The sequence below is a fragment of the Gloeothece verrucosa PCC 7822 genome (genome assembly GCF_000147335.1).
GTDB classification, from domain to species: Bacteria; Cyanobacteriota; Cyanobacteriia; order Cyanobacteriales; family Microcystaceae; genus Gloeothece; species Gloeothece verrucosa.
The window spans coordinates 2,888,423-2,901,471 of record NC_014501.1 but is presented as its reverse complement, the minus strand read 5'-3'; the positions used below and the strand labels follow the sequence as shown (position 1 = coordinate 2,901,471).

Below are 13,049 nucleotides of genomic sequence, written 5' to 3'. Positions count from 1 at the left end.
ATTTTTATGGTTAAGATCATCAGTCGTCAACTAGCCGGAAATCAAACCGTTTATGATCTCGGGGTAGAAAAAGACCATAATTTTCTTTTAGCTAATGGATTAATTGCCTCAAATTGCTTTAATAAATCTCACTCAACTGCTTATGCTTATGTAACTTATCAAACAGCTTATTTAAAAGCTAATTATCCCGTTGAATATATGACAGCCTTATTAACGGCCAGTAGTGACAGTCAAGATAAGGTAGAAAAATATCGGGAAAACTGTAAAAAAATGGGCATTGATGTAGAACCCCCAGATATTAATCGCTCTCAAAAAGATTTTACCCCTGTAGGTGAAAAAATCCTTTTTGGATTATCGGCGGTGCGAAATTTAGGGGAAAATGCCATCGAGAATATTCTTAAAGCTAGAGAAGAAGCCAAGGGCAAATTTGAATCTTTAGCGGATTTCTGTTTACGGGTAGATTTACGAGTCGTCAACCGTCGCGCCTTAGAAACATTAATTTACTGTGGAGCCTTTGATAATATTAATAATAATCGTAACCAATTAATACAGTATTTAGATATTGTTATTCCTTGGGCACAAAAAAGAACCAAAGAAAAAGAAAGCGGACAACTGAGTTTATTTGATTCTCTGGGCGGATTAACTGTTGATGAAGAAAATTCCGAATCAAAATTTGATTTAGTGCCTAGCTTGCCTTCAGTGGAGCCTTTTTCGTTAGACCAAAAACTCAAATTAGAAAAAGAGCATTTAGGATTTTATGTATCTGAACATCCTCTTCAATCTATTGTCGAAGCGGCGAAATTTTTATCACCGATTAATTTAAATGAATTAGAAAATCAAAGTACCCGCAAAATGATCAGTGCTGTAGTGATGATAAATTCGGTCAAAAAAATAACGACAAAAGAAGGAAAACCAATGGCTTTTGTGGGACTAGAAGACATAAGCGGACAAGTAGAAGGAATTGTTTTTCCTAGTGCTTATCCTCAAATTCAAGACATTTTAACCAATGAATGTCCGTTAATTATTTGGGGGAAAGTCCAAAAAAATAAAGATGACGACAAAATACAGATCATCATAGAAGATGCTGAACCTGTAGAAAAAGTCAAAATGGTGATGATTTATCTAAGCCCTAAAGATGTTGCCGATGCCGGCAGACAAATCAAATTAAAAACCATTTTACAAGGCAACTTAGGCGACAAAAATCTCGGAAAAATTCCTGTCATTGCCATTATTGGCCAGGGGAACCAACGTCAAACGGTTCGACTCGGACAAAAATATTGGGTACATGATGACTACTCAGCCGTAAAAGCCCTCCAAGATGCCGGATTTTCCGCCGATCCACAATCTTTACTCGTCAGTCGGTAGGATAGGTTAGGCGGGGGGATGATTTTTAGTTATTGCCTATCCCCATTCCCCCTATTTTCTATTCCCTGTTAAGATAGATGTAGTACGATAGCATACGCACCCAGAAGTTGACTTTGATTCAAGAAGAAACACTAGAACTATTAGAATGGCATCGTCTTTGTCAGCACCTATCAACCTTTGCTGCGACAAAACTTGGTGCTATTGCCGCAGAATATATGAAACTGCCTGAAACTCAAGAGGAAAGTAGTCAACTCCTCGCCCAAACCGAAGAAGTTTACGACCTAGAACAACGTCTAAATACAGCATTATCATTTGAGGGAATTACCGATATCGGAGATGCCTTAGAAAGATCAGACTTAGGTGGCGTTCTCTCAGGAAAAGAATTACTCAGTATCGCCACTACCCTAGCCGGAGTCAGACGCTTGCGCCGCCTGATCGAAGAACAAGAAAAAATACCCGTCCTCAAAACCCTAGTGGCTAATGTGCGAACCTATCCCGAAATAGAACAAGAAATACACCGTTGCATCGAAGAAGACGGTGAAGTCAGTGATCGCGCGAGTCCCAGACTGCGAGAAATCCGGGGACAAATGAAAGTCGTACGCGAGAGAATCTACCGCAAACTACAAGATATTATGCAACGGCAAAGCGGAGCCATGCAAGAATCCGTGATTACTCAACGCGGTGATCGCTTTGTGCTGCCGGTGAAAGCCCCCCAAAAAGATCAAGTTCCGGGCATTATTCATGACAGTTCTAGTACGGGCGCGACTTTATATATAGAACCCTCATCAGTAGTAGAATTAGGTAATCAACTGCGGCAATATCATCGCAGTGAACAAATTGAAGAAGAAACCATTCTCAGAGGGTTAAGCGCAAAAGTAGCCGAAGTAAAAGAAGATTTAGAAGACTTATTAGCCGCCGCCACCATTCTAGACTTAGCCGTCGCAAGGTCCCGTTACAGTTGGTGGTTAAAAGGTAACCCACCGAGATTTATTGAACCCCATGAACACATCACCCTACGACAGTTACGCCATCCTCTGTTAATTTGGCAGCAACAACACGAACAAGGTCCCGAAGTGGTTCCCATTAACGTACAAGTAGACCCGAAAATTCGCGTCGTGGCTATTACCGGACCCAATACAGGAGGAAAAACCGTTACCCTCAAAACCGTTGGGTTAGCCGCTTTAATGGCCAAAGCCGGTATTTTTATTCCGGCTAAAGTGCCGGTAGAATTGCCCTGGTTTGAGCAAATCTTAGCAGACATCGGCGATGAACAATCTCTACAACAGAGTTTATCGACGTTTTCCGGGCACATTCGCCGAATTATTCGCATTATCGAGGCTTTAAACCCAACCTCAGAAGCACCTACCACAGCATCCTCTTCATTAGTATTACTCGATGAAGTCGGTGCCGGAACCGATCCGGCTGAAGGCAGCGCTTTAGCAACTTCCCTATTAAAATATTTAGCCGAGGCGGCGGGGTTAACCATCGCTACCACCCACTACGGCGAGTTAAAAGCCCTAAAATACCAAGATGAACGCTTTGAAAATGCCTCTGTAGAATTTAACGATCAAACCCTTTCTCCAACCTATCGTCTATTATGGGGTATTCCCGGACGGTCTAATGCCCTAACGATAGCAGGGCGCTTAGGATTACGACCCGATATTATAGAAGATGCTAGAACTCGAGTGGGTGGGTTTTCTGAAGATATTAATCGCGTGATAGCCGGTTTAGAACAACAGCGCCGCGAACAAGAAGAAAAGGCTAAAGAAGCGACTCAACTATTAAAGCAAACAGAACGTTTTTATGCAGAAGTTTCCCAAAAAGCGAACGCCTTACAACAACGAGAAAAAGATTTAAAACAGCAACAAGAACAAGAAATTCAAAAAGCCATTATAGCCGCTAAAGCCGAAATTGCCCAAGTCATTCGGCAATTACAGCAAGGAACACCCACCGCCCAAAATGCTCAAAAAGCCACCGAGGCACTGGGCAAAATTGCCGAAAAACAGCTACCGAAGCAAAAACAACCAGTAAAAATTTATCGTCCTCAAGTCGGGGAAAAAGTGAGAATTCCCAGTTTAGGACAAACCGCAGAGGTGTTAAATATATTAGAAGAATCTGAGGAAGTTTCGGTGCGTTTTGGCATTATGAAAATGACTGTACCTTTTAGAGATATTGAGTCTCTTGATGGGAAAAAAGTCGAAGTGCCAGAAAAAGCGAAAACTGCACCACCGGCTAACCCTTCGCCGCCTCCTGCCCCTAAATCTTCTCCGGTTATTCGTACCTCTTATAATACCGTTGATATACGGGGAAGTCGGGTAGTTGAAGCAGAAAGCGATGTGGAAAAAGCGATCGCCCGTGCCACTGAATCGGGGGTATTATGGATTATTCATGGGAAAGGTACCGGCAAACTCCGCCAAGGGGTTCATGAATTTTTGGAACGTCATCCCCAGGTAAAGCGCTTTGAGTTAGCGCCGCAAAATGAGGGAGGGGCAGGCGTGACTGTTGCTTATTTGACGTGACATCCTACCTCACAATTGTCGGACAAGATTAGATAACACAAACTCAAAAATTTCCCAAATTAATGTGTCAAAACGTCTTAAGAGTGTATAGACAACAAATAAAACATTAATGAACTCTGCAAGGCTTCGTGCTGATCTGTTGTAAATTTTGTGTATTTATTGTTGAGAGTTTAAACAAAATATTTAGCTTATATAAATTTATTTTTTAATCAAAATATGTTATTATAGAAACCATCTAAGTCTAAGAATTTAAGCACAAGAATAATACCAAGTCGGATTCATCCTTAATAAAAGTCAGCTTGGGCTAGATAACAAAGTTAAAAATATCAAAGTTTTGTTTAAGGCCTGAAAAACCGGTGTCAGAATAAATAGAATCTACTGTCTAGTTTCTAGAATGCTCGATTCTTTTGTTGAAATTCTAAATCAACGGCTAGTCAAATATGGAAATCAGCCCCTTAACTCGGCTGAAATTTTACTTTTGCAGGGAATTTTATTAAAATCTTATATTGAATCAGATCTCAATGCACCAACCCCAAAAAAAACCGTGAGTAAATCTAGCGATAATCAGCAAATTCTATCTCCTCCTTACCCAAATGGTTCAGTACCCCTAGACTCTCCTTTTTATCTCCAACGCTTATCAATTGAGGAGCAAGTTTACCAAGAAATCGGCAAACCCGGTGCTTTAATCCGAATCAAAGCGCCTAGAGAAATGGGTAAAACTTCACTGCTTTTAAGAATTCTCGACTATGGCGAGAAATTAGGTTACTATACCGTCAGCATTAACTTACAGCAAACCGATCAGTCTATTTTAAATGATTTAAATCAACTTTTACGCTGGTTGTGTGCTAACATTGCTCGCCAACTTCAGCTTAAACCTCAACTAGACGAATATTGGGATGAAGACCTCGGCAGCAAAATTAGCTGTACTCTCTACTTTCAAAACTATTTATTACAGTCTATAGAAGCTCCGCTAATCTTAGCCTTAGAGGGTGTTTATAAAGTAAATCTAAAGACAAGAAAAAAATAGGCCAAAAACGATTAATCTAATCTGGGTAATTGTTCGCAATCAAAAGTGAGGAGCGATCTGCTTGTATCCAAGTGATTTATCTGATGCCGAATGGGAATTGCTTGCCCCACTTATTCCAGCCGCTAAATCCGGGGGACATCCGCGTACTACAGATATTAGACAAGTCTGTAATGCGATATATTATCATTTGAAGACCGGATGCCAATGGAGATATTTACCCAAAAATTTTCCTCCTCCCTCCACAGTCTATAGTTATTATCGCAAATGGGTCAAAAAGGGGGTTTGGGAAAAAATCAATCACACCCTCCGGCAGATGGTTCGTCAACAGGTAGGGAAATCTCCGCAAAGTAGTGTAATCATAGCAGACAGCCAATCGGTGGAAACAACCGAAAAAAGGGGGATGTGTATGGCTTTGACGGTGGAAAAAAAGTCAAAGGCCGAAAAAGGCAATTATTAGTTGATAGTTTAGGATTAATCTTGAAAGTAATTGTAGCTGAAGCTCATGGTCAAGAAAGAGTCTTAGCGGCGACGGCGGTAATGGAACTATTAGAAGAAAATCCCAAACTGCTTGAAAAAGTGGCTTTAATGTGGGTAGATGCTGGTTATAGTGGTGATAAATTTGCTCTGGCTATTTGGTTGATGATTCAAGCAAGAGTAGAAGTAATAAAGCGTTCAGACAAAAAATTTAAAGTTTTACCGAAAAGATGGATTGTGGAACGAACGTTCGGCTGGTTTAACTGGTATCGTCGTTTGAGTAAAGATTATGAAAAATTATCAGAAATGAGTGAAGCCGCTATTTATGCAGTTATGACAAGGATAATGTTGCGTCGCCTCGTTTCTTAAGATTGACTTTATAAATAGCCTCTTAGATGAGGTTCATGAAATTTTTGAGCATCCTCAAGTGGCAAAAGATTTTTTTCCTCTACTGCGGTCCTGGTACGAAGAGGCTAAAAGATTACCTATTTGGCAAAAACTTCGTCTAATAGTAGTTCACTCCACAGAGATTTATGTTCCTCTACAGTTAAATCAATCTCCTTTTAATGTGGGACTACCCATTCAGTTAACAAGCTTCTCTTTAGAGGAAATACAGCAGTTAGCCCAATGTTACGGACTCAACTGGAAAGATGGAAAAGAAGCTCAACAACTGATAGAATTGACCGGCGGACATCCGGCACTCGTGCAAATTGCTTTTTATCATCTGAGTCGCAAAGAGTTAACTTTCTCAGAACTCCTTAAAACGGCTGCCACATCAACCGGAATTTATAACCCTCATTTGCAGCGTCATTGGGTGATTTTAGAAAAACAACCTGAATTAGAAAGCGCTGTTCATAAGGTCATGAATACTACTGAAGGGATTCCTTTAGAGCCTATCATAGCTCATAAGTTAAGCAGTATGGGTCTAATCTCCCGAGTGGCCGACCAAGTATTACCCAGTTGTGAATTATATCGACAATATTTTAAAAATCAGCACCAACTCACTCAGCAACAAAAAACTATCCGCCGGCGAGGAGTGGTTCTCACTGCCACAGGCTTAAAAAAACTGAAAACGGCTATAGAAGAAGTCAAATGGCAAGAAAACGCCGGCAAGCGTTATACCCTAGAAAAACTCAGTGAACGTACAGGTTTATCCATCGATACTTTAATGAAAGTATTAGCCGCAGAAACTGGGGTGGATAAGCAAACGCTCAAACAGTGTTTCGACGCATTCAATTTAAATCTACAATCTAATGATTATGATTTTGCTAAATTTTCTGAAAACAAACCCGAATAAATATTTCCTAAAAGCATTACTCTAATATAAAGTATGGCTTTAACAGCAATGGTCATGAAGCGTCGTCATTTTTTTAAATATACAGCACTCTCCACAAGCGGCTTTGTGCTGGCGGCTTGTCGCGGGTTTAACAGCCAAAACTCACCACAGCAAGAAGTGAGCAATTTTGGCAAATTAGAAAAAACCTATTTAACCCTTGGATATGTTCCCACTTTAGATGCTACCCCTGTCATCATTGCTCAAGAAAAAGGCTTTTTTGCCCGCTATGGGTTAACAGTAGCCTTTAGTAAACAACTCACCCCTAATGACCTAGAAAAAGGGTTGAGTAGCGGAAAATTAGATGGTGCCGTTGCGCCTTTTCCGCTTCCCTTGCTCTCCCAAGTTAACAAAAATGCAACCCCGATAGTATCATTGATGACTCTTAATCTCAATGGAAGTGCTATCACTTTAAGTCAAAAAAGTTGGACAGGGGGAATTCATCCTATCACCGATTATTATAACTTTCGAGAATTTGCTAACACTTATCGCCGCTATATCCGTAGTTTTAATACACCTCCGAGTTTAGCGATAGCTTCTAACTCTTCTATGGATAATTATCTCTCTCGCTATTGGTTAGCGGCTATGGGCATCGACCCCCATCAAGAGATAAAATTAACTGAGGTGGCCCCCTCACAGATGCTCTATAAATTGCAATCTGGCAATATATTAGGATACGCGGTGGCCGATCCTTGGAATCAAAAAGCCGTCTCAGCAAAAGCGGGCTTTATTGCTGATATTAGCCGCAATATTTGGCGAGGTCATCCCAGTCAAATTTTAGCGGTGAGCGAATCTTGGGTTAACAATAATCCTGTTACCGCTAGGGCATTAGTAGCGGCTTTATTAGAAGCTTGTCAGTATTGTGATGTTCCCAAAAATCGACCAGAAATTGCCCAAATTCTCGCTCAAAATAAATATCTCAATACCAGTTTATTAGCGATAGAACCGGCTTTATTAGGAAAATATAATTATGAACAAATATCTGAAAATCGCTTAAAAAATATTCCGGATTTTAATATTTTTCATTTTCAAGAAACCAGTTATTTAAAAGCCCCGAATCATGTTAATTATCCTTGGCGCTCTCATGGAGTTTGGTTATTAACTCAAATGGTTCGTTGGCAGCAAGCTGATTTGTCAGAATATCCTGTAGACGCTGATAAAATTCTTGATAAAACTTATCCGCTAAAAATTTATGAAGAAGTGGCAAAAGCCCTCAAAATAAAATTGCCGACAGAACCCATGAAAAAAGAACCAGCAACCGCATTTATTGATCAACGAGAATTTGATCCTAGTCAACCTGTAGCTTACCTAAATCGGTTTGAATTGCGAGCGGCTAATCCACAAATTTTGATCTAGTGGCTCTCTCGTACTTGCGGTGATAAGAAAAGGTTATCAATTGTAGGGTGGGTTAGGCGCAGCGATGATTTTGATAAGAAAGTGATAACTTTTGATCCGTGCCGTAACCCACCATAGACTATTTTGTATTTCGGTGAACATTTTTCCCACGATGCCGAAAGAGCCATTAGTCATTAGGTTATTGCCTCTTACTGGCCAGAAATTTCAATAATTCTTCAGGTTTAATTGGCTTACTAATATGGTGTTGAAAACCTGCTTTGAGTGCTTTTTCATGGTTTAAATCTCCTGCATAAGCCGTCAGAGCAATAGCCAAAATTGGCTTTTCTCCGCTTTGATTTTCCCAAATTCTTACTTGTTTGATGAGCATATAGCCGTCTATTTCTGGCATACCAATATCACACAATAAAACATCGGGTTTTGAGCCGGCCAAAACTTGTAACGCTTCGGTTGCTGATGCTAATGTAACCACTTTCGCTCCTGCCTCTCTTAGTAAAAACCCCAAAAAGTCACGGGTATCAGCATCATCATCTACCACGAGAATATCCATCCCTGAAAGCTGTAAAATAGACCTCTGTTGATGACTCTCTGTAATGTCTGTTGAGTCAGTCTTGGGAATTGTATCTTGATTAATTAACGGTAATTTGACACTAAAAGTTGCTCCTTGATTTTCCCCTGGACTATTCGCCGTCACTGTCCCTCCGTGCAATTCTACTAAATGGCGCACGATGGCTAATCCTAATCCTAATCCCCCGAATTTTCGAGTAGTTTTACTGTCAGCTTGACGAAAATAGTCAAATACATAAGGAAGAAAATTAGCGCTAATTCCTTGGCCTGTATCGCTTACAGTAATGACCGCTTCGTTGCCGCTTCCCTCTAATTTAACGTTGACTTGTCCTCCGGTTGGGGTAAATTTCACCGCATTAGAAAGAAGATTCCAGACGATTTGCTGTAAACGTGCTGTATCTCCCAAAACTTTGCCCACTGTTAGATCAAGATCTTTTTGAATGTTAATGGTTTTAGCTTCGGCTGCCAAACGCACCGTTTCTAATGCGGATTCAATAATAAAAATTAAGTTGACAGGAACGATCTTCAGATTTAATTTACCCCGCATAATTCGAGAAATATCGAGTAAATCTTCGATTAATTGAGCTTGTAAAGCCGCATTTCGTTCAATGGTCGATAAACCTTTTTGGTAAGTTTCAGCATTAAAGTTCTGGGTTTGCAACAGTTTAGCCCAACCTAAAATCGGGTTGAGGGGTGAGCGCAATTCATGAGATAGCACCGCTAAAAATTCATCTTTAATACGGTTGGCTTCTTCAGCTTGCTCTCTGGCGGCTCGTTCAAGCGAGAGGAGGCTTTCTCGTTGCGCTTCTAGTTGTTTTTGAGCATCTATATTAGTAGAAGTCCCAAACCATTTGACAATCTTGCCTTGCTCATTTTTTAAAGGAATAGCTCGGCCTAAATACCACTGATATTTTCCCTGAGCATTTCTGAGGCGGTATTCCATTTCATAATAGCCATCCTGTTCCACTGCTGCCATCCACTTTTGGTAAGTCTGTTCAATATCCTCGGGATGGATAATCTCTCGCCAGTCAAACTGCAACAGTTGCTCAAAGGTTAATCCTGTATACTCACACATTTGCTGATTGACATATTCATTGTACCCCTGAGAATTGGTAATCCATACCAGTTGAGGAATCGCTTCTGCTAAGTAACGATAACGTTGTTCGCTCTGGCGCAGAGCTTCTTCTGCTTGCTTGCGCTCAGTAATATCGACAAAAGCTCCAATGACTCCCCGAATTTGTCCGGATTCATTCGTTAAAGGTATTGCTCTACCGTAAATAAATCGAACGGTTCCATCTTCAAAAACAAATTCTATTTCATCGGTGATCTCCTGTCCGCTTCTGGCAGCAACCTGCATGGGAAGATCATCAGGAGTAATTTCTTTTCCGTTTCTTCGCTGCTTAAAGTTTAAGGGATAAGTGCCATCAGGAGGGGTTGCTGTGGCGATATCTCCAGGTTTTGCCTGCATTAACTGGTAAGCCGTTTGATTAGCGCTCATGCTGTGACAGTCTGGATCATGAGCAATCCAAAGCCCCACCGGTGTAATTTCCATCAGGGTTTCGAGTTCTTGCGCTCGCTCAGTTGCAGTGGCTTCACTCGCTCGCAATGCGGCTTCAACCTGCTTGAGTTGAGTAATATCCATCACCGTCACCCCAATTCCTAACACCTCTCCATCGGGTAAACAGACGGGAAAATGATTGGCTAAACAATGGCGAAAATTGCCGGGGATAATCTCACCCATAAACTCATGATTTAACAAGGGTTGCTGAGTTTGTAGAATCTGAGTCAGGAGTGGCCTAAATTCAGCCGCCATTAGGGGGAGAACCTCTTCTAAGGAGCGGCCTAAATGCTCATTGAGCGGCACTCCGTTAATGGTTGCCAGTGCTTGATTAACGTAAAGATAGCATAAGTCTTGATCAAAAAATGAGATCCCGATGGGAGAACTGGCAATCAGCGCATTCAGCAGCGATTCTTTTTTTCTGATACACAACTCTGCTTGCTTGTAGTCATCAATATCGGTAGAAGTTCCGTACCAGGCGATAATTTCTCCTTGAGGACCTTTAATCACCACAGCACGCCCTAAGAACCATCGGTAGCTCCCATCTCTTCCTCGTCTCAAGCGGAATTCTGATTGATAGGGGGTTTGGTTAGTGAAGGCCGTTTTCCACGATTCTACAATGGTGCTTAGATCATCCGGATGAATGGCGCTGCGAATCTGCTCTGGGTTGTAGCTATTTTCATTTTGAGGCAATGCGGTGTAGTCGAACCACTGTTGGTTAAGGTATTCTACCTTGCCGGCTGCATTGGTAATCCAGACAATTTGCGGCATTGCGTCTGCCAGTTGACGAAACTGGGTTTCGCTTTGAGAGAGTGCGGCTTCTATTTGTTTTCGCTGGGTGATATCTCGCCAGTATACCGCCAGTCCATTTTGATGAGGATAAATATGCACTTCGCGCCATAGCCGAGCATAGAGGGAAGGGGATTCAAAGTGAACCGAGATTTTTTGACTAGCGGCTCTCCTAAGCTGTTGATCAAACTCTGAATTAATTAATTCGGGGTAAACTTCCCAAATGGAGTGCCCTAAAAATTCTTCGCGCGTTTTTTGGCATAATCTTTCCGTTTCTTGGTTGACATAAGTAAATCGCCACTGATGATCTAAAGAGAAAAAGCCGTCTGTAATAGTTTCGAGGATATTAATCACCTCTTTTCTCGCTTCTTCGGCTTCTATTCTCAATTGTTGTTCTCGATGGGCATTTTCTTCTCGTATCTGAGCCATTTTTAAATGAGTTTCCACTCTGGCTAAGAGTTCTCTTGCCGAGAAAGGCTTGATTAAATAATCATCGGCTCCCGCTTTTAGTCCTTCGACTCGGGATGGTTCCCCGGCCCGGGCAGAAAGCAAAATGATGGGTATTTGTCGGGTGTTGGGATTGGCGCGTAGTTCTCTTAATAACTCAAAACCGTCCAAGCCAGGCATCATCACATCTGTTAACACTAAATCCGGTAATTCTCGCGCTAAAGCCTCTAAAACCGCTATTCCATCGCTAACTGTCTCCACTTCATAGAGATCCGTGAGCAATCGTTTGATGTAATCCCGCATATCTGCGTTATCATCGGCTAAGAGAATTCGAGGGCGAGAGCCGAACACAGTTGCTATGGCGGCTCTATCAGGTACCGTCTCTGTGGGTTTATCTTCGGGTAACCCACCTAGGGCTTCTTCTCCGAAGCAATTACCATTATTTTTGTTAAATGTCAACCCCCCTTGGTGAGATACTTTATCTTTAGGAAGATGAGCCAATCCTGTGGGAAGGGAAATCATGTCGGTTTCGTAGGCTTCGGCATTGGCAAGCGCGTAGCTCAGATGATGGGAAACTAAATCAAAAAACCCTCGGTAGTGATCATCTAATTCCCGTCGAGGGCTAATACCCACAATTAACCAGCCTAATTGGGCCAGGGGCATGACTAAAGCCGAGTGGGCTTGCTCTGGCCAATTGCCGCCAGGAAGTGCCCCCCATCGCTCAGTTAGATCGCTGATGTGCAGAAGGGTTTTAGTACGATGAACCTCTGTCAGATGCCAGGGATCTCTCTCATTTTGCAAATCTACATCAAGGGGACTGATGAGGGTTCCGGCTTCAAGGTTGGTGGTGGTGCCTGCTAAATAAGCACTTTTTCCCTCGGCATCTATGAGGTAGAGCAAGGCAAAGGGAATATCATACTGATTACTCGATAAGGTTTTAGTGGCCATTTGACAGGCTTGTTGCACGGTTTGAGCTTGTGCCCTATTGTCTCCTAATTCTCGCAGGGTACGCAGTCGTCGTTCTCCGATAATGCGTTCTGTGGTTTCGATGACGGCACAAAAGACTCCGCCGACTTCGCCGCTTTCATCTCGGATAGGGCTATAAGAAAAAGTAAAGTAGGTTTCCTCATCATAGCCATTGCGGTCCATAATCAGTAATAAATCTTCAGACCCAGCCGGTTGTCCTGTAACCAAAACGCTATCGGCTAAGGGGCCTACCACATCCCAAACCTCTGCCCAACAGTCTTTCGCCGATTTTCCTAAATATTGAGGATGCTTGCTTGCTCCTAAGAGCGGACGGTAAGCATCGTTATATAAATTAGCGTATTGAGGCCCCCACCACACAAACATGGGATAACGGGAGTTTAAGATGATGCTTACAGAGGTTTTTAAGCTTTGGGGCCATTCTGATACTGGGCCTAAAAGGGTTTGTGACCAGTCAAGCGAGCGCATCAGTTTGCCCATTTCTCCACCCTCGGCAAAGATGTTTTCAGAAATCGTCGCTTTTGTTTGCTGAGTCACCGTTTGTACTCCTGATTTTAGGGTTTTAAATGTTTGTTAGAGGACACACAGCCGCTCAAAAGAATATTTTTAACTTATGGTTATAGTTAGCCGCGA

General features: G+C 41.9%; 7 protein-coding genes and 1 pseudogene. 6 read left to right on the top strand and 2 right to left on the bottom strand.

What is annotated here, in order from left to right; all coding sequences use genetic code 11:
- Positions 1 to 6: 6 nt before the first annotated feature.
- The 6 genes and pseudogenes from CYAN7822_RS12635 (at position 7) to CYAN7822_RS12605 (ending at position 8,074) form a co-directional block, all read left to right on the top strand.
- Positions 7 to 1,365, top strand: coding sequence for a trans-splicing intein-formed DNA polymerase III subunit alpha C-terminal partner DnaE-C (locus tag CYAN7822_RS12635; RefSeq protein WP_013322665.1), 1,359 nt, complete (start codon positions 7 to 9; stop codon positions 1,363 to 1,365).
- 113 nt (positions 1,366 to 1,478) lie between these two features.
- Positions 1,479 to 3,884: an endonuclease MutS2 gene (locus tag CYAN7822_RS12630; RefSeq protein ID WP_013322664.1), complete on the top strand. Its 2,406-nt coding sequence runs from the start codon at positions 1,479 to 1,481 to the stop codon at positions 3,882 to 3,884.
- A gap of 394 nt (positions 3,885 to 4,278) precedes the next feature.
- Positions 4,279 to 4,911 (top strand): AAA-like domain-containing protein, encoded by a 633-nt coding sequence (locus CYAN7822_RS12625; protein ID WP_013322663.1) that lies wholly within the window; start codon positions 4,279 to 4,281, stop codon positions 4,909 to 4,911.
- Between the two features lie 61 nt (positions 4,912 to 4,972).
- Positions 4,973 to 5,754 (top strand): IS5 family transposase gene (locus tag CYAN7822_RS36830; RefSeq protein WP_173362888.1). Its coding sequence is split into 2 segments (ribosomal slippage): positions 4,973 to 5,300 and positions 5,300 to 5,754, totalling 783 coding nucleotides; the frame shifts between segments, so codons are not numbered across the junction.
- Between the two features lie 22 nt (positions 5,755 to 5,776).
- Positions 5,777 to 6,370 (top strand): annotated as a pseudogene (locus tag CYAN7822_RS39435) (AAA-like domain-containing protein); the annotation flags it as partial.
- 345 nt (positions 6,371 to 6,715) lie between these two features.
- Complete coding sequence (locus CYAN7822_RS12605; protein WP_013322660.1) at positions 6,716 to 8,074, top strand: CmpA/NrtA family ABC transporter substrate-binding protein; 1,359 nt, start codon at positions 6,716 to 6,718, stop codon at positions 8,072 to 8,074.
- A 36-nt stretch (positions 8,075 to 8,110) separates the two neighbouring features.
- Here the strand turns inward: CYAN7822_RS12605 and CYAN7822_RS37690 are convergent, their stop codons facing one another.
- Together CYAN7822_RS37690 and CYAN7822_RS39030 are read right to left on the bottom strand one after the other, a co-directional pair.
- Positions 8,111 to 8,248, bottom strand: a complete 138-nt coding sequence (locus CYAN7822_RS37690; protein WP_157871809.1) for a hypothetical protein — start codon at positions 8,246 to 8,248, stop codon at positions 8,111 to 8,113.
- Positions 8,249 to 8,252: 4 nt separating this feature from the next.
- On the bottom strand, positions 8,253 to 12,953 hold the full coding sequence (locus tag CYAN7822_RS39030; RefSeq protein WP_013322659.1) for a PAS domain-containing protein: 4,701 nt from the start codon (positions 12,951 to 12,953) through the stop codon (positions 8,253 to 8,255).
- Positions 12,954 to 13,049 lie beyond the last annotated feature (96 nt).

Bases quoted from the DNA above. Each gene is read 5' to 3' on its own strand.
- CYAN7822_RS37690 (WP_157871809.1), bottom strand. From the start codon at position 8,248: ATGACTAATGGCTCTTTCGGCATCGTGGGAAAAATGTTCACCGAAATA.
- CYAN7822_RS12635 (WP_013322665.1), top strand. From the start codon at position 7: ATGGTTAAGATCATCAGTCGTCAACTAGCCGGAAATCAAACCGTTTAT.
- CYAN7822_RS12605 (WP_013322660.1), top strand. From the start codon at position 6,716: ATGGCTTTAACAGCAATGGTCATGAAGCGTCGTCATTTTTTTAAATAT.
- CYAN7822_RS12625 (WP_013322663.1), top strand. From the start codon at position 4,279: ATGCTCGATTCTTTTGTTGAAATTCTAAATCAACGGCTAGTCAAATAT.